17 protein-coding genes are annotated in these 17300 nt (G+C 39.8%); 10 read left to right on the plus strand and 7 right to left on the minus strand.

Annotation, left to right across the window (positions count from 1 at the left end):
• Positions 1–81: 81 nt before the first annotated feature.
• From bcsE to tyrR, 3 genes are all read left to right on the plus strand, one after another.
• Positions 82–1704 (plus strand): cellulose biosynthesis protein BcsE, encoded by a 1623-nt coding sequence (gene bcsE, locus MSC25_RS05740; RefSeq protein ID WP_096739278.1) that lies wholly within the window; start codon positions 82–84, stop codon positions 1702–1704.
• Positions 1705–1873: 169 nt separating this feature from the next.
• Complete coding sequence (gene bcsG / locus MSC25_RS05745; RefSeq protein WP_248442850.1) at positions 1874–3454, plus strand: cellulose biosynthesis protein BcsG; 1581 nt, start codon at positions 1874–1876, stop codon at positions 3452–3454.
• 209 nt (positions 3455–3663) lie between these two features.
• Entirely contained in the window at positions 3664–5220 is a 1557-nt protein-coding gene (tyrR, locus tag MSC25_RS05750) for a transcriptional regulator TyrR (RefSeq protein WP_004588344.1), read from the plus strand.
• A gap of 18 nt (positions 5221–5238) precedes the next feature.
• On the opposite strand, the gene MSC25_RS05755 is transcribed toward tyrR, so the two are convergent.
• Complete coding sequence (locus tag MSC25_RS05755) at positions 5239–5733, minus strand: hypothetical protein (protein WP_004588345.1); 495 nt, start codon at positions 5731–5733, stop codon at positions 5239–5241.
• Positions 5734–5836: 103 nt separating this feature from the next.
• On the opposite strand from MSC25_RS05755, the gene MSC25_RS05760 reads away from it, so the two are divergent.
• A complete protein-coding gene (locus tag MSC25_RS05760) occupies positions 5837–6373 on the plus strand; it encodes a thioesterase family protein (protein ID WP_004588346.1) in 537 nt (178 codons plus the stop codon).
• A 60-nt stretch (positions 6374–6433) separates the two neighbouring features.
• Here MSC25_RS05760 and MSC25_RS05765 read toward each other — a convergent pair whose 3' ends face one another.
• Positions 6434–7087, minus strand: a complete 654-nt coding sequence (locus tag MSC25_RS05765) for an OmpW family outer membrane protein (RefSeq protein ID WP_004588347.1) — start codon at positions 7085–7087, stop codon at positions 6434–6436.
• Between the two features lie 261 nt (positions 7088–7348).
• Between MSC25_RS05765 and dapE the strand changes: the two genes are divergently transcribed.
• Positions 7349–8533, plus strand: coding sequence for a succinyl-diaminopimelate desuccinylase (gene dapE, locus MSC25_RS05770; RefSeq protein WP_248442851.1), 1185 nt, complete (start codon positions 7349–7351; stop codon positions 8531–8533).
• 364 nt (positions 8534–8897) lie between these two features.
• On the opposite strand, the gene MSC25_RS05775 is transcribed toward dapE, so the two are convergent.
• Positions 8898–10604, minus strand: coding sequence for a lysophospholipid acyltransferase family protein (locus tag MSC25_RS05775; RefSeq protein ID WP_029774118.1), 1707 nt, complete (start codon positions 10602–10604; stop codon positions 8898–8900).
• A gap of 162 nt (positions 10605–10766) precedes the next feature.
• Here MSC25_RS05775 and MSC25_RS05780 point away from each other — a divergent pair, with 162 nt between their 5' ends.
• A complete protein-coding gene (locus MSC25_RS05780) occupies positions 10767–11687 on the plus strand; it encodes a glyoxylate/hydroxypyruvate reductase A (RefSeq protein ID WP_248442852.1) in 921 nt (306 codons plus the stop codon).
• A 96-nt stretch (positions 11688–11783) separates the two neighbouring features.
• Positions 11784–11924, plus strand: a complete 141-nt coding sequence (locus MSC25_RS05785; protein ID WP_024032281.1) for a hypothetical protein — start codon at positions 11784–11786, stop codon at positions 11922–11924.
• A 148-nt stretch (positions 11925–12072) separates the two neighbouring features.
• Here the strand turns inward: MSC25_RS05785 and smrA are convergent, their stop codons facing one another.
• From smrA to MSC25_RS05800, 3 genes are all read right to left on the minus strand, one after another.
• Positions 12073–12654, minus strand: a complete 582-nt coding sequence (smrA, locus tag MSC25_RS05790) for a DNA endonuclease SmrA (protein WP_248442853.1) — start codon at positions 12652–12654, stop codon at positions 12073–12075.
• 129 nt (positions 12655–12783) lie between these two features.
• The gene (locus MSC25_RS05795; protein ID WP_083901815.1) at positions 12784–13029 is read right to left on the minus strand and encodes a hypothetical protein; all 246 of its coding nucleotides are present in this window, start codon (positions 13027–13029) and stop codon (positions 12784–12786) included.
• Positions 13030–13135: 106 nt separating this feature from the next.
• Positions 13136–13573, minus strand: coding sequence for a hypothetical protein (locus MSC25_RS05800; protein WP_248442854.1), 438 nt, complete (start codon positions 13571–13573; stop codon positions 13136–13138).
• 102 nt (positions 13574–13675) lie between these two features.
• Between MSC25_RS05800 and MSC25_RS05805 the strand changes: the two genes are divergently transcribed.
• Positions 13676–14059, plus strand: a complete 384-nt coding sequence (locus MSC25_RS05805) for a response regulator (protein WP_004588354.1) — start codon at positions 13676–13678, stop codon at positions 14057–14059.
• A gap of 110 nt (positions 14060–14169) precedes the next feature.
• On the opposite strand, the gene rpsT is transcribed toward MSC25_RS05805, so the two are convergent.
• Positions 14170–14430, minus strand: coding sequence for a 30S ribosomal protein S20 (gene rpsT / locus MSC25_RS05810; protein ID WP_004588355.1), 261 nt, complete (start codon positions 14428–14430; stop codon positions 14170–14172).
• Positions 14431–14682: 252 nt separating this feature from the next.
• Here rpsT and murJ point away from each other — a divergent pair, with 252 nt between their 5' ends.
• Positions 14683–16263, plus strand: a complete 1581-nt coding sequence (gene murJ, locus MSC25_RS05815) for a murein biosynthesis integral membrane protein MurJ (RefSeq protein ID WP_269083494.1) — start codon at positions 14683–14685, stop codon at positions 16261–16263.
• Positions 16264–16347: 84 nt separating this feature from the next.
• Positions 16348–17274, plus strand: a complete 927-nt coding sequence (gene ribF / locus MSC25_RS05820; RefSeq protein ID WP_004588357.1) for a bifunctional riboflavin kinase/FAD synthetase — start codon at positions 16348–16350, stop codon at positions 17272–17274.
• Positions 17275–17300 lie beyond the last annotated feature (26 nt).

The following is a 17300-nucleotide window of genomic DNA, read 5'->3' on the forward strand; positions in this document are numbered from 1 at the left end:
TTAAAGTGGACAATATTTGTCTATTATATATAGAATAGCGGGTAAAACTAGTAAAAAAGTATTTTTTATAGGCTAAATTCAGTGCAAAACTTTAACATTTCAGGCTTGCAGCCCTATGCTGCAGAGCTAAAACCTGCATCGTTATATGCAATTTTAGCCCCTTTAGACAATTTTGCTACTGAACTGGCATTACATGCAATTAATAAACCCTCAGCCTCTGATATTTATATTGTTTCTTCTCAAATAGAAACATTTTTTGAAGGCCCTTTTAGCGATGCATTAAATCATGCATTTGACCAACACAAAGTGCATCCGTTTAGGTTTTCGGCAGATACACGCGACTGGCCAAAGCAACAAATAATTAACAACACCCTAAAAGAGCTAAATGCTTATAAACAGCTAAATAATGCATTAGTCATTGTTCACTTTAGTACGACTGATTTAGCTTCATTGGATCAAAAGCAACTGATTCAAAGTGTTCAGGCCTATAAAAAATTTAGTACACAATCAGGAGCGACCGTTTTATTTTTAGTTTCAGGCCCTGAGGTGACTAACTATCGCTTTTTATTAAGGCGATTAAATTCGGACCTCGACGGGTTGGTATATGTTGAAAATGATTCAACAGTGCGCGTACTAGAGTACGATTATTGGCATCACAGTACAGGTATCATCGCCTCTGTACAGTATCCATTAATGATTGAAAATGGCTGCTTTAAAGTGCAGCAAAATAGTATTACGGAACAACAAACCTCAACATCGGGTGTATTTGCAGATGAAGACGACGTGTGGATTGTACAAGGAGCTATTCCCGAAGGGACCAAGCTTCCTGCAAAATATAAAATAATAAAAGACAATAATGCGCTTTTTTCAAAAGGCCCTAAATTAGAGGCGGCAACATTGGTATTTGCAGTCTCGCGTTATACCGATTTAGCCTTGCTTGCTAAACAATGTTTTGAGCTTAGAAAAAACTGTGGTCGCTGGCTTAAATTAGTAATTCAGAACGTTGATGGGGTGATCCGCCATCAAGATGAATGCTTATTTTTGACCTTAGGTGTTAATCTTATTTTGTATAGTTTTTCAGAGCCTTCAAGGTTGCTCTCACAAGTTCAGTCAATTCAAGGGTTTCAATTTTCAAGGCCGTTACCGCCTTCTATTGAACATGTACTTCAATTTACCGAAAATACCTTTTCTAAAGGTTACCTGCCTTTTATAGAATTTACCAAACAGGTAGAAGTTCACAGCGACTCAGCTGTAAATTTAGGGGTAAGCGGGGTGTTGGTTAAATTAGAGCTTTTGCCTCGGATTGACCCAATCCACCCTTTGCATTTATTTCATATAAAGCGAGAAGGTGACGTATTCAGTTTGGTAGAAAACACCGTGTATTTGTATTTACATGCGTGTCGCGAAAATGATGTTAACAATGCGATAAAGCACTTGTTTAAATTAGAAACAAACGATTTTTTTGCACAGCAAAATATTATTTCCGATCATTTTTATATTCAGCAAGAATGTAAACAGCTTAGGCGTTATTATGCGGGCCAAGATATAACCGATTACTCTGCCCAATTAAAAGAGAATGAAAGCTATAAATTTTCGCAAAAAATAGATCCAAATGTTGCAGCTGATTTAGAAACACCAGAGTTTACTAAAAACGAGCGCGCAGATGCTGTGCCGTTTAAAATGGCCATAAAGAGTAACGTATGAGTATCAATCAATTATTGATTACAGCAATTTTAGCGATGCTAGTTGGCGTATTTTTATGTATGTCGGGGTCGTTGATACTGAAAAAAATAAAAAAATACTATGCTCAGCTTACGTTTAAACATGAAGTACTCGAACCTTATAAACCAAATAGAATAAAGAAGGGTAAATAGTGAAATTATCAGGCTTAGGGGTGTGGAACCTCTATTTTTTAGTTAAGTTTGCACTTTTTTATTATGGTGCAATCGACTTTGGCTTATTAGCAAATGCTGCGCTGGCTGCTTTTTTTGCTATTTCTTACACGCACCCTTTACTAAATAAAGCCAAACATTGGTTAGGCGCGGTAATGGCCATTGTTTTACTTTATAAAGATTCGTGGTTGCCTCCTATAGACCGTTTAACACGCCAAGCTGGTAACGTGCAAGACTTTAGCTTTGGCTACTTTTTAGAGCTCATGGCGCGGGTTATTAATGTTGATATGTTATTAGCACTGTTTGTTATTACTGTGTGCTTTTGGTATTGCTCACAGTGGATACGCTTTACCACCGTAACAGTTGTTGGGCTTATGTTTGTAGCTTGGCAGGGCACAAACAACGAGGATAATTTAATTTCACAGCCAGTGGCGGCTAATAATGTTCAAACAGCGGCGCCTCGTGCACAAGCACAAGTGGTAACGCAAGAAGCAAAATCGCCTGATCAGCAATTAAAAGAGTTTTATCAGCAGCAAAGTTTGCTAGCAAGCCAATTCCCTCAGCAATATGATGGCGAGTTATTTGATGTCATAGTACTAAATATTTGCTCGATGGCCGTGGCTGATCTAGAGGCCATTGGCGTAAGCCTTGATGATTTATATAGCGATTTTGATGTGGTGTTTTCTGATTTTAATTCGGCGACTTCGTACTCTGGGCCTGCTGCAATTCGCCTGCTACGAGCAAGTTGTGGTCAAACAAGCCAAACTGCCTTATTTGAAAATGCGCCAGAGCAGTGTCATTTGTTTAAAAATTTAGAAAACTTAGGTTACAAAAGCAATGTGGTTATGAACCACGACGGCCACTTTGATGAGTTTAAAGGTTTGGTGAAAAAGTTTGGTAAAATAGATGAGCAGCCTTACGATATAACTAACTTACCTGTAGCTCAATACGGGTTTGACAACAAACCTATTTACTCAGACGGGGCAGTACTAAACTCATGGTTAAATGATAAAGGTGAAGACTGCGCGCCATGTGCTATGTATTACAACACCACCAGTTTGCATGATGGCAATCAACTAGCGAATCAAGCCCGCATGAGTAGCCTTGAAAGTTACCCAATTAGACATAAAAACTTATTTAACGATATTAACGGGTTTATTAAAAACCTAGAAAAACGTGGCCGTAATGTCATGCTGATGATAGTACCTGAACACGGCGCAGCATTAAAAGGCGATAAAGTGCAGTTTGCTGGGCTTCGTGAGATACCAAGTCCAAGTATTGTATCTGTTCCGGTGGCGATTAAGTTTATTGGTAAAAATGTACAAAGCTATTCACAAACGCTTGTAAGCGAATCAACAAGTTACTTTGGTTTATCGGAGCTAATTAGTGGCGTGCTTAGCACAAACTTTTTTGCAGGTAATGGCAATATTGCCGACCTAGTTGATACGCTGCCTCGCGCACCTAAAGTAGCCGAAAACGCCGATACAATAATGATGTATGTTAATAAGCGCCCTTATATTCAATTAGATGGCGGAGATTGGACCCCATACCCGCAAAATTAATAGCATATATGCACGACCCCTTTTAAAACGCAGCTTACACGCTGCGTTTTTTAGTTTTAAGCTGTACGTTATTACAGTTTGATGTTTATAGGCGTGAGTTTACAGCGATAAAGGCGGTGGTTTGTCCAAATTTGTTTACAATTTACTGTATTGAATAACGGAGTTAGCGTATTATTCGGCTAATATAGTTTTTCCTTATTCGAGGATGTATGCGTCTAGATATTCATTGTGCCGACCGTGTAGGTATTGCCCAAGAGATCCTAAATATTTTAGTAAACTACGATGTTGACTTAAAAGGGATTGAGGTTGATTCGGTAAATTGCCGTATGTATGTAAGCTTTCCTGAAATTGAATTTGAGCAATTTCAAAAAATTATGCCTTCCATTCGTTTGATTGATGGCGTACATGATGTTCGCACAACCGCCTTTTTACCCTCTGAGCGAGAGCATAACGAATTAAATACACTGCTGCGTGCACTTCCCGATGGTGTTATTTCGATTGATGCAAAAGGGTGGGTACGTTTGTGTAATGACGCAGCCTGTAAAGACCTACAGTTGAGCGAAAAAGAAGTGGTCGGGGCCAATATTAATAACCTACTAAAAGGGTTTAACTTTACGCGTTGGTTAGAAGGCAAAGAAGTACTTGGACAAACAACCCGGGTAGATGTTGCTGGTGAAGACTTTATTGCCGATATTTTACCGATTGCCGTCCCGCAAGGTGGTGAAGGTGACGTGTTAGCTGGTGCGGTTATAAATATAAAATCGCAAAGCCGCCTTGGTCAGCAGGTCAGTGCCTTTAGACGTTACGGGCAAGAAAGCTTTGCAACTATTCATAACTTTAGTACCGCTATGCGCCGGGTAGTGCGCGAAGCACGCAAAATGTCGCAGCTAGAAGCCCCCATTTTAATAACCGGAGAAACAGGCACAGGTAAAGAGCTCCTTGCTCGTGCGTGCCACTATGCCTCTAATCGTTCGGTTAAGCCGTTTATTGCACTTTCGTGCGCATCTTTGCCTGATGATGTGGCTGAATCTGAATTATTTGGCTACGCCGGATATGAAGAAAACACCGCACCTAAACGCGGAGTACTAGAGCAAGCCGATGGCGGTACTGTGTTTTTAGATGAAGTTGGCGAAATGTCTACACAGCTACAAACAAAGCTGCTGCGCTTTTTACAAGACGGCACATTTAGAAAAGTGGGCGACGAAAACGAAGTAAAAGTAAACGTGCGTATTATTGCAGCCACACAAAAAGATTTACCCGCAATGGTGCAAGAGGGCGTATTTAGAGAAGACCTATACTATCGAATTAATGTACTCACATTAGAGATTGCACCACTGAGAGATCGTAAAGCTGATGTGGGTCCATTAGCCGAGCACTTTATTCAAAAGTACGCACAGCAAAACGGCCATGCAATTCCGCTTTTATCACAAGAGTGCTTACGCTTTTTACAAGAGTACCCGTGGCCAGGTAATGTGCGCCAGCTAGAAAATGCAATTTATCGGGCGGTGTCGTTACTTGATGATAGCGAGCTACGTGTAGAGCATTTGCAATTGCCCACCTTTACCCACGATTTAGGCTACTTAGAGTCAGATTTTGAAGGGTCGTTAGATCAAGCTGTAAAACGTTTTGAAGCAACCTTGCTACGCAAATTGTATCCGGCTTACCCAAGCTCAAGACAATTAGCTAAGCGTTTAGGGCTTAGCCACACTGCAGTGGCAAATAAACTACGAGATTACGGTATTAATCGCAAAACTGTTAAAGTTTAATAGCCGCTTTACTGGGCACTAGCTCTTAGTGCCCATGTTTTTAGTAACCCCATCAATGGCGATAGTTTCTATGCCATTTTCATCAAAATTAATCACTATGCTTGCGTTATTACGAGTAAAAAAGTAACTGCGGCCATTCAGCTCAATCACGTAATTGCCTTTTACGGGGTCTTTAAATTGCTGCTTTTTTAAACTGACAGTATGTTTACCTATTTGCCAATCAAACGCTTCAATAAAGCCATTATTAAACTCTTGTACCCACACTTGGCTTTCATCTTTAGCTAAAGTGATTGCTACCGAGTATGAGTTAGGTAATTGCGACATATCGTAGCTTTTGCTACCTATCGAAAATTTACCAAGCTGCTGCTGCCATGCAAAGCCAAAATTAAAGGTTTTTTCTATACCTGTTGGGTAAGTTACCGTACCTGGGCCTTTAATTGTAAAATCGGCTAGTGCGCTGGTGCTAATGCATAATAAACTGGTTGTGAAAAGTGTCGCTAATTTATATTTCATACTATGACTTTTTTATATTTATAATTTGAGATTAAAACAGAACATTCGCCTTAACAAGTGGCTATGTTACACTGAGTTAACTTTATACTGGTAAGACCTTCTCGTGAACTTATATATTAGACTTCTTTTATTATTTTTTAAAATTAAGCGCAACCGCGACTACCAACAGTTACTTGATACTGTTGATATTGATTACAAAGCACTGCCAACAGACTGCGATATCAACCTGCATCTAACAAACTCGCGTTATTTGGCTATGATGGACTTGTCGCGCACTTGGATGATTGAGCGAATTGGTCTATTAAAACAAGTAATGAAGCGCCGTTGGTTTCCTATTGTTAATGCTACAGCCATAACTTATATTCGCGATATTAAACCTATGCAGCGTTATACCATTAGTACCAAGCTGGTAGGGTGGGATCATAAATATTTTTACATTGAACAAAAGTTTCATTCTGCGCGTGGCCTGCACGCTATAGCGTATGTGCGCGGTGTGTTTAAAAACAAAAAAGGCATTGTCAGTATTGAAGAAATGCTTGAAGTAGCCGAGTTTGATGGTGTAGCGCCTATTTTGCCAAGCGAAATTATGCACTGGAAAGAAATGCTTGAGCAAAAAAAGGTGAATAACCTTCCTAAATAATTTTCATAAAATAAGGCCTTTCGGCCTTAAACACATAGAACATAGGCGCTGCAAACTTAATTAAAAGCTGTACCTTACACCAAACATGGCAACGACTGGGTCAAGCTCAACGGTTGATGTAAGGGCTTTTGCACCGTTTGCGTACACTGTGGCATCGGTATCTATATCAATCATTGACACCATGGCATGTAGCCCCCAATGTTGATCGATTTTATAGTTAGCGCCTACTTGTGCAATAAAGCCAAACGAATCATCGAGTTTTACTTCAACATCGTCAGTGCCTAGGGTTGCTTTTAGCGCTTGAGAAGGCTGCTCGTCAAAAAAGGTGGTGTAATTTAACCCTACACCAATAAACGGGCGTAGCGCGTAACTTGTATCTAAAAAGTGGTATTGCGCAACCAATGATGGCGGAAGCTGTTTGATGTCGGCAATTTTATTGCCAGCTAACCCACCCGCGCCATTTACATCGTGCGAAAACGGCGTAGCGGCAATAAGCTCTACCACCCACTTATCGTTAAATGCATAATCGATTGTAATACCTAGCTGCGTGTCAGAGTCGCCTTTTAGACCCAGGGTTGGCGCTTCGTTAATTGCCGAGCTGCTGTTATCTGGATTTACATTAATAGCGCCAACATTAACGCTAAGGTTAGCGTGTGCCGCAGGGGTAATAGCAAGTAAAGAGGTAAGTAATGCAATGCTGATTTGGGTTTTCATGTTGTGCTCCAATAACTACTTTTTGATTGACGCTATTATTACAATCTCCGAGCGTTGAAAACCTGTTCTAGATCAAAGTTTCAAAAATGTTTGAAGTATGTGAACCCTTTTCTTGATTTAGATTAAAGTCAGTGCAAAAAGTATTTTAATTAATTGACACAGCTATGTATTTAACGGTCATCGCACTGTATTAACTTTGCCATTATTTGGTCATATTCTCGCGCTTTAATAATCTTTCTTATGGTTATTGAGTGTGTTGTTATGTCTGTTGCAAAAGTATCGCAAAACAGTGTAAGTAAACCTTTAAGCGCGGTGGTAGAAAATACGCAAACGCTTATTAGGTTTGAGTCTGTAACGCCTAACCAAGGCGGTGCCATAGATTGGCTTAGCAATGAGTTAACTGCGCTTGGTTTTAACTGTGAGCAGTTTATTTGTGAAGGCGTTACTAATTTAATTGCCTACGTTAGTTTTGAGCAAGAAGGGCCATGTGTTGCGTTTTCTGGGCATATTGATGTTGTGCCCGCAGAGTCGGGCAACTGGCTAAGCCCGCCTTTTGCTGGCAATATTATTAATAATGCCGTGTATGGTCGCGGCGCTGCCGATATGAAAGGCGGTGTGGCGGCTATGCTTGGTGCTACTAAGGCACTATTAAAAGATACTAAAAGTAAAAAAGGGCGTTTTTATTGGCTTATTACCTCCGATGAGGAAGGAGAGGCTGAATTTGGCTCAGAGGTAATAGCCGCGCGTTTAGCAAAAAATAATATACAACTTGATGGCTGTATTGTTGGTGAGCCGACAAGCTCTAAACACGTAGGCGATACAATTAAAAATGGTCGCCGAGGCGCTATTTCTTCTCGTATAAAAGTGCACGGCAAGGCCGGACATGTTGCCTACCCACAGAACACTATAAATGCTGCGCATATTGCGGGTAATATTGTAAATTGTTTAAGTAATTTAACATGGCCTGACGATGAGCCAAGCTCTAAAACCACCTTGCAAGTGACCGGCATTAATATAAATAATGTTGTTGATAATTTAGTGCCTAGCGAGTGCGAAATTACCTTTAATGTGCGATATAGCCATGGTTATACAAGCAATGCAATAAAGCACTGTATATCAGCGGCGCTGAGTGAATACGCCCAGCACCTTGAGATTGAATGGGAGCGAGCGTGTGAGCCCTATTATACGGCACCAACAAACGGGTGGAGTTTATTGCAGCAGTTAGAACACACCATTTATGCGCAAACAGGGAGTTACCCCATGTTAAGTACCAGTGGCGGTACTTCTGATGGCCGATTTTTTGCAAACCAGCATACCCAAGTAATTGAGTGTGGCGTTAAAAATAGTACCATTCATCAGGTAAACGAACATGTTCCGGTTGATGATTTACTTAAAATTGAGGCCATTTACACAGACTTATTAGCGCGAATTTTTAGCCATAAATAGTAATCGCTCAATAAAAATAAACAGCGAGAATCACCTCGCTGTTTGTTTGAGTAGGGCGTGTTGATCTTTAATGATTGAGTTTGCAGCAGTATGTTTGGTTTTTAGGCAAGGCAGAGCCTATGAAGTGTGGTTATTCCCCATAAATAGGCGATAACGCAGCATAAATGCCAAACATGCGCTGCCCTTCGGGTTCTGCCTAGGGGCGATAAACTCTTTGTTGCTCGGTTTTTACTTATTCTTACAGGGATGTAAGTCATTAGAATAACGCAGGAGCAGTTATCGAGCCCACTAGGTTACAAACCTCGCGCCGCGATTAAATCGCCCCTAGATTGAACAAATTTCAATCCGTAAAGTTCAACACGCCCTAACCTAAATAGCGCTTAGCTTTATTTTCTTTTACGTTTTGTAAATCTACCAGCACTAACCCATCAATACAGTTGTTAAAGTCGGGGTCGATACTAAAGCTTAAAAATTTTACGCCGCCAGGCTTGCACAGCTCTGTATATTGCTTAAATAGCGTAGGAACTTGTGCCCCCATATTGGCCAGTACATGTTTTAATTCTACAAAGTCTTCTTTTACATCGTTACCACTAAAAACAGTTTTACACTGAGTGAGTTGTTGCTCGCTTAATTTAAACTCGTTATTGGGGGTGGCGAGGTGTTGCTCTGATTTATAATAATGTTGATAGTAATGCACAAGCATGGCTTTTGCTTGTTCAGGTAAGGCGTTAGAAACGCTCACCGCGCCAAATAAGTAACGATATTGCGGGTAGTTTTTAATAAATGCGCCAATACCGTACCATAAGTAGTCTAAGCTTTTACGCCCCCAATATTTAGGTTGCACAAAGCTGCGGCCAAGTTCTATACCTTGCTCTAAATACGGTTTCATTGCTTGTGTGTAACTAAACAAACTATCGGTGTATAAGCCTTCTCGGCCATGTTTCTCTATGATTTCCTTTGCACAAGCAAGGCGATATGCACCCACTAATTCTAGCTGCGTAGGATCCCACAGCACTAAGTGTTGATAATCCATATCATATTTGTCGATGTCGCGGCGTTTTCCGCTGCCTTCACCTACCGCTCTAAAGGCAATTTCTCTCAGTCGTCCAAGCTCTCTAAACACTGGAGAGCTACCAGTGTACTGGTATAAATGAATATGCATGCCATCTTGTGTTTTACCTAATAACTGACAACTCTCTATGGCTTTTTTAAGCTCTTTGCGGCACTCAGGTATTGCAATAGGGGTTTGGGTTTTAAGAGGAAGGGGCTTTTTAGTGGTAAGGCGGTAAAGTTGCTTGCGAATGAGATTAACGATTTCTTTATCTTTTAAGTTTTCGATTAAATATGACTCAGGCGGAATGGAAGCGCCAATTTCAAACTCTAATGACTTTTGTCGCTGCTTAAACATTTCTTTTACTAATAATAAGCTCGCAAGTGGTTTGTAAATCATTGAGGTGCCATAAAAAAGCGGACTGTTTTTAGCTTTTATATAAATAGGTAGAATAGGGCTGTTTGCTTTTTTAGCCATGCGTAAAAAGCCACTGTTCCACTTGCAATCTTTAATACCGGTAGGGCTTAAACGCGAGACCTCTCCCGCAGGAAAAATAAGTAACGCACCTTCATCTTTTAAGTGTTTTTGTATATTACTTAATTCTTGTTTTTTACTGGTTCCCGATAAATTATCTACCGGCAACAGCAGTGAATGCATAGGGGTGACCGACATTAGCATGCGATTGGCAACCACTTTTAAATCTTGCCTAACGCTGGAAAGTACTTTTATCAGCGCAAGTGCGTCGAGCGAGCCAATGGGGTGGTTAGCCACAATAACTAACTTACCTTCGCTGGGTATGTTTTCAATTTGTTTTGGTTTGTAGCGGGTATCAAAGTCAAGCTCATCAAGCACTTGTTCAACAAACTCTAGTCCTTGTAAATGGGGGTAAGCATCGCCAAAGGCGACAAATTCTTGTTCATGTAATAAGTAGCCAAGCCCCTTTTTAACTAAACCTTTTACTTTAGGGGAGTTCTCTAATTGTGGTAAGTTTGCAGCTATTACTTTATCAACGCTTATCATATTAACCTCATTTACAATTTGGCCTATTCGCCATCCTGTTTAGAGTAAAAAAAGGGTGTGACATTTACTTTGCAGTTGTGTGACTTTTTAAAGAGCACATTACGAGCTGCTCAGTTGTTTATTAGTGTAGATAAAATTTATTTAATAAAATTAGGAGCTTCTATGTCGGTATTAGTAGCCATTACCGGGCGAGATAATACAAAGCTAATTGCAAAGCTAAAAGAGCTATTACCCAATGAAGAAATAATGCAATGGCCAGAGTGTAAAAAGCTCAACAATGTAGAGTTTGTATTAGCCTGGAATGCACCAGATGATTTGTGGCAGCAATTACCTAACTTAAAGGCGGTGTCATCGTTTGGGGCGGGTGTAGATAGTATTAATATGTCTTTATTGCCTAAAGAGGTAGACGTGGTTCGCATTGTTGATACTGAGCTTGCTCAAGATATGGCAGAGTACGTACTAGGCCATGTATTTGCGCACAAGCTGCGTTTAAAAGAGTATTTTGTTAAGCAATCACAATGCAATTATAAACCTAAGCGCGCATATAAATATAATCACGTGGGTATTTTAGGCTTTGGTGAGCTAGGTAAAGCGTGCGCCAAAAAACTAACCCTGAATGGCTTTACGGTAAGCGCTTGGTCAAAAACTGAAAAAAGTGATGAGCAGGTGCATCTATATTCTCAGCAGCAAGGCCTTAATGAAATGCTGCCTACAATTGACTACTTGGTATGCCTACTGCCGCTAACAAAAGATACTAAGGGTATTATTAATGCCGATTTATTAGCTAAGTTACCGGCCCATGCCTGTGTAATTAACGTTGCCAGAGGTGAGCACCTAGTAGAGCAAGATTTAATAAACGCACTTAACAGTGAAATGTTAAGGGCTGCCACGCTCGATGTATTTACCCAAGAGCCGCTACCGGACGATCACCCATTTTGGCATAACGCTAAAATAACGATTACACCACACTGCGCCGCGTTATCTGATTTAAATAGCGTAACAGCGCAAATTGCAGAAAATATTAATCGCCTAAAAAGCGGCCTTACATTAAATAATCGGGTTAATAGAACAAAAGGTTATTAATAGATAGCAAAACAGTTTAACAAACAGCTTGTTAACATTTGTAATTTTAATTATTGTGAAGTTTAGTCACTAAAATAAAAATAATAAGAGTAACGTATGAAATCAAGTCAAGGCGGAGTAAAACTAAGTTTAGTAGTGGTTTCTATTATAGTGCTAGGCGTGTCTGCTTGGTTTAACCAAGCGAGTGCCGATCAAGTGCCACAAAGCAAAAGTTCACAAACTTCACAAAGTGAATAAGTGCACTTGTAGACACATTATAAAAAGTGGGCTCTGTTAATTTTTTTTTGGCCTAATAAAGCCAGACCATTAAAGAGTACCCACTTTTCATTAGGCCATTTAATTACTAAAGTGCGCTTCGTTACTGGTATTTAGTTAAATAAGTTAATTAGTACCGTTTAGCATGGACCTCTCGGTTTTCATGCTTTTTCTCATCACTTTTTTTAAGCAACACATACGTTGCGCCACTGCCACCATGGTGTTTTAAAGCGGTATGATACGCTAATACCGCGGGTAGAGCCTGTAGCCACTTATTAACATAGCTCTTTAGTATACCGGGCTTAGCTTTATTTTTTATACCAATGCCATGGCGAACTAATACAACGCGAATGTTTCGCTGGTGGCAATCAGTAATAAAGTTAAATAATGTTGTGCGTGCGTTTTTAAGTAATTGGCCATGCAAATCTAATGTGGCATCAACTTGGTATTTAGCTAAGCGTAAGTTTTTAAATACTGCGCTTTGTACGCCATCTTTTTTAAAACTGAGTAATGCATGCGGGTCTAAAAGCTCTACATGCTCAGATTGTAAGTAATTTTCGTCATTTGCAAGGCTAAGCTCGGCAGCTTTGCGTTTTTCTTGTTGGGCAAGGGTGGCACTGGGATTACTTGCAAGGGGAGTTACAGTATCGTGGTTTATAGGTTTTACATCTTCCATAGAAGATAAAAATAAATCGAAATCAGATAAAGACATAGTAAGACCTAAATGAGGATTAATACGAGATAAATTTTATCTTAGTTCAATCTGTTCCCCAAGCCTTTTAATTTTTTCAAATAAAAAAGCCCAGCAAGGCTGGGCTATAAAATATTCTAAGGGGAAATGTTAACTCTGCGTTACATTAAATTGTCCAAACGTATACACTTTGAACAAGTAAAATGTATTGATCAACACTAAACTCATATTCGAAATAACACTCGACGACATTAAATCCAAGCTAAAAGACAAAAATAACAGACCACATGCACTAATCGCTGCAACACGCAGTATTGTTATGTGGTTAATAAAGAATGCACCTAAACCTAGTGCAAGTAATACAGTGTTTAAAAGCCAATCTAGCTCGTTTAGCATGGTCGTTTCAATAGTTCAGTTGTTGAAAAAAGGAGCGCCATTATGTTGATCTTTTGCACACCTTTCAACCAAGTAATTTTAAATTTTCAGATTAGTTTTTTTAATGCTAAATATAGCTAGCTAGTGCTGCAAAAAAGCCATTATTTTTTATTAGTTGGTACTTTTGACAGCTTTGCGGCGCCTTCATATCTGCGCATAAATAAAGGGCATTGCGCTTCTCGTCTAGCTGCGGGTGTAAGTTTGAATCAAGTAATGTACGGCCATATCCAAAGACCCCAGGCCAATAAATACTTTCGCTCACTAACCCTAATTTTTTATAGGTGAGCAAAGTAGGTTTTGGAAAAATAATGGCTACAGCAAAAATGATAGCCAGCGTAATAAGTAACCCTTTTTTAGACTTTACAGGCTGCTCCGCTGGTGTTGATGTTGGGTTAGCTGAAGATTGCGGTGCTGTTTGCGGCCTATTGTGGGGCTTTTTTACAGGGGTTTTTCTTTTTTGTGGTGTTTTACCAAGCAATGATTGTTTTTTTGTGTTGTTTGACATAAAGCAAATCTGGCCTTTTGAGCGTAGGTCTCTATAATAAAATGATTAAATATCTAGTTATATAATAACTTATACAATGCTTTTAGCCTACGAGGAAGATACATGGATACGCAGCTATCAATTTTAATAGTAGATGATGTTAGCACAGTGCGTAGTTTTTTGAGCCAAACGCTCATGCACTTAGGAATAGAAAACGTTAAAGAGGCTTCAACGGCTAAACAATGCATTAGCGAATGCCAAGCAGCTAATTACAATATGATTTTTTTAGATATTGAACTGCCTGACGGCGATGGTAAAGAGTTAATCGCGCAAATTAATGATATTAACCCTGAAACTAATGTGGTGATGGTGTCGGCCCATTCAGCAGTAGAAAATGTTAAAGAAGCCATTGATAAAGGTGCTAAAGGATTTGTGGTTAAGCCATTTACGCCTAAAAAAATTGCGGCCATGTTGAAAAAGTTTTATCCCGATTTGGAAAACGTTTAACTAGCTTTAATAATATGCGTTAAATTAGCTTAAAGTTTAGCGGATTGCTAAATACCAAATTTTAGATATAAAAAAACCGGCCTAGACCGGTTTTTTAATCATAAAACAAATTATAGCGCTTTAATTTTAGCTGCTAAACGGCTCTTATGACGAGCTGCTTTGTTTTTATGAATTAGACCCTTAGTTGCGTAACGGTCTAGGATAGGTGTAGCAACAGAGAAAGCTTGCTGTGCAGCTTCTTTATCGCCAGCTTCAATAGCAGCGGTTACTTTTTTGAAGTAAGTACGCATCATTGAACGACGGCTTGCGTTGTGCTGACGGTTTTTTTCGCTAGTGATAGCGCGTTTTTTTGCAGACTTGATGTTAGCCAAGGTTTGCTCCTAACAATCTTAAATAAAGCTTAAATTAAAGGCCGTGGAATATGCCTGTTTTTATCATGAATGTCAATTTAAATTTAACAACTCAAGAAAAACTGCTCCTTATAACGAACATCAATTTGCCGCTTTAGCAGTTAATATCGCTATTGTAACAAAGCACAGACGCCCAGCCTAGTGCTTTAAAGCGATTTATAAAAAAGACTGTGGCATAATTGCGCTAACTAAAGGTTTTTAAGTAGGTTTAAGGTGTCAAAAGGATTATTTCGCTCCGGTATGATTGTAAGTTGTATGACAATGATATCGCGTATTTTAGGGTTAGTACGAGACGCTGTCGTTGCAAACTTATTAGGTGCTAGTGCAGCTGCTGATGTTTTTTTGTTTGCTAACCGTATTCCCAATTTTTTACGCCGTCTATTTGCAGAGGGGGCCTTTGCCCAGGCATTTGTGCCTGTACTTAGTGAAATTAAAGAACACCATGGCGATGATAAAGTTAAGTTATTTGTAGCACAGGCTGCCGGTACGCTGGGCACTATTTTGCTTTGCGTGACTATTTTTGGCGTTATTGCCTCGCCTGTTATTGCCGCGCTATTTGGTACTGGCTGGTTTATTGATTGGTGGCAAGGTGGCCCCAATGCAGAAAAGTTTGTGCTGGCAAGCTCATTATTAAAGTTAACTTTTCCGTATTTGTTATTTGTTAGTTTGGTAGCACTTAGCGGTGCAGTAATGAATGTGTATAACCGCTTTGCAGTGGCTGCTTTTACGCCCGTATTACTTAATGTTTCAATTATTACCTGCGCCATTTTATTGCACGACAAATTTAGCGTGGGGGCGTATGCGTTAGCTATTGGTGTATTTGTGGGCGGGGTGGTGCAATTGTTGTTTCAGTTACCATTTTTATACCGAGCAAAAATGCTGGCACGTCCTCGTTGGGCGTGGCAAGACGAGAACGTTAAAAAAGTGCGTAAGCTTATGCTACCGGCATTATTTGGTGTTTCAATAAGCCAAATTAACCTCCTGCTCGACACCATGATTGCCTCGCTATTAATGACGGGCTCTATCGCATGGCTTTATTACTCAGATAGGTTAATTGAGTTTCCACTTGGTTTATTTGGTATTGGTATTGCCACTGTTATTTTACCCGCACTTTCTAAATTGCATAGCAGTAAAAAGCTCAGTGATTTTCAGCATACGTTAGATTGGGGTGTGCGTTTTGTGATTTTTTTAGGCATACCCGCCATGGTTGGTTTAATGATTATAAGCCCGCTTATCATTACTGTGTTATTTGATCACGGCGCATTTAAAGACGCTGATGTTGATCATGTCAAAGCGGTAAGCTTAGGGGTGGTTGCCTACTCGGTAGGGTTAGTTAGCTTTATGCTTATTAAAGTATTAGCGCCGGGTTTTTACTCGCGTCAAGATACCAAAACACCTGTGCGTATTGGTATTATTACGCTGGTGCTTAATATGGTATTTAATATTATGTTAGCCCCGTTTATAGGATATTTAGGGCTTGCTTTAGCAACGTCTATGTCGGCCAGCTGCAATGCTTTTTTACTTTACAGGCAACTTAAAAAAGAAAACGTGTATCAGTTTTCTGCAATGAGCCTGCGCTTTAGCGTAAAGTGCATAGTGGCGAGCTTGGTAATGGGCGCTCTAACGTGGTACGTCAGCAGCCGATATTATTGGGCTACATGGCATTTTTCTGAGCAAGTAATGTTGTTAATTGTATTGCTAGTAATTGCTGCAATAAGTTACTTTGCGGTGCTGTTTTTACTTGGTGTAAGACTAAATACGATAAAAAGTGTAGCAACTACTGAATCAAACTAAAAAAAAGATTATAATCGGCAGCCCTGTGGTTTTGACCGATTTTAAAGTCGTTAATAATACTCGCTGAAAAAGGCATTAGGTGGCATGGAGTTAATTAGAGGTATACACAATATTCGAGCGCAACATTATGGTTGTGTGTTGACTATTGGTAATTTTGACGGTGTGCATTTAGGCCATGGCGAAGTGTTAAAAGGGCTGTTAGCGGATGCCAAAGCACATAACTTACCCAGTACTGTGATGTTATTTGAGCCGCAGCCGCAAGAGTTTTTTGCTAAAAACAATGCGCCAGCTCGACTTACTCGGTTACGCGACAAACTCAGATTACTAAGTAACCTAGGTATTGAGCGGGTTATTTGTATTAGCTTTAACCAACAATTTGCCAATATGCATGCTGAGCAATTTGTTAGCGATATTTTAATTAAAAAGCTAGGCGTTAAAGCACTCACAGTAGGTGATGATTTTAAATTTGGTAAACAGCGCCAAGGGAATTTTAATTTACTGCTCAGTATGGGCAAACAAGCGGGCATGGATGTAAAAAGCACCGCGAGTTTTCGCCAATTAAATGCTAGAGTAAGCAGCACACTAATACGTGAAGCATTAGCAGCAGGCGACTTAGAAAATGCTAAGTTAATGCTAGGGCATAATTATGCTATTTCAGGGCGTGTAATACATGGTTGGAAAAGAGGGCGAGAGCTTGGTTTTCGAACTGCAAATATAGCGCTTAAACGCCAAGTTTGCCCTGTAAATGGGGTGTTTGCCGTAAAAGCAAACATTGCCGGAAAACACGTTTATGGGGTAGCCAATATTGGTAACAAGCCCACTTTTAATGGAACTCGTGCTTTGTTAGAAGTTCATCTTTTTGACTTTGCACAAGATATATATGGACAGTTTATGCACGTGGAGTTAATAAAAAAACTTCGCGATGAGAAAAAATTCGAGACATTAACACAGTTAACGGCACAAATTGCAACCGACGTTGCCGCCGCAAAACAGTGTTTTGGTTTAAATTAGGTAGCCGATAGATACGGAAAGTAGGA

Source organism: Pseudoalteromonas sp. 1CM17D, from assembly GCF_023161805.1.
Lineage (GTDB): Bacteria > Pseudomonadota > Gammaproteobacteria > Enterobacterales > Alteromonadaceae > Pseudoalteromonas > Pseudoalteromonas atlantica.

Bases quoted from the DNA above. Each gene is read 5' to 3' on its own strand.
- dapE (WP_248442851.1), top strand. From the start codon at position 7,349: ATGTCTGTTGCAAAAGTATCGCAAAACAGTGTAAGTAAACCTTTAAGC.
- MSC25_RS05805 (WP_004588354.1), top strand. From the start codon at position 13,676: ATGGATACGCAGCTATCAATTTTAATAGTAGATGATGTTAGCACAGTG.
- MSC25_RS05755 (WP_004588345.1), bottom strand. From the start codon at position 5,733: ATGAAATATAAATTAGCGACACTTTTCACAACCAGTTTATTATGCATT.
- ribF (WP_004588357.1), top strand. From the start codon at position 16,348: ATGGAGTTAATTAGAGGTATACACAATATTCGAGCGCAACATTATGGT.
- MSC25_RS05785 (WP_024032281.1), top strand. From the start codon at position 11,784: ATGAAATCAAGTCAAGGCGGAGTAAAACTAAGTTTAGTAGTGGTTTCT.
- MSC25_RS05795 (WP_083901815.1), bottom strand. From the start codon at position 13,029: ATGCTAAACGAGCTAGATTGGCTTTTAAACACTGTATTACTTGCACTA.
- MSC25_RS05780 (WP_248442852.1), top strand. From the start codon at position 10,767: ATGTCGGTATTAGTAGCCATTACCGGGCGAGATAATACAAAGCTAATT.
- MSC25_RS05765 (WP_004588347.1), bottom strand. From the start codon at position 7,087: ATGAAAACCCAAATCAGCATTGCATTACTTACCTCTTTACTTGCTATT.
- MSC25_RS05800 (WP_248442854.1), bottom strand. From the start codon at position 13,573: ATGTCAAACAACACAAAAAAACAATCATTGCTTGGTAAAACACCACAA.
- smrA (WP_248442853.1), bottom strand. From the start codon at position 12,654: ATGTCTTTATCTGATTTCGATTTATTTTTATCTTCTATGGAAGATGTA.
- MSC25_RS05775 (WP_029774118.1), bottom strand. From the start codon at position 10,604: ATGATAAGCGTTGATAAAGTAATAGCTGCAAACTTACCACAATTAGAG.
- tyrR (WP_004588344.1), top strand. From the start codon at position 3,664: ATGCGTCTAGATATTCATTGTGCCGACCGTGTAGGTATTGCCCAAGAG.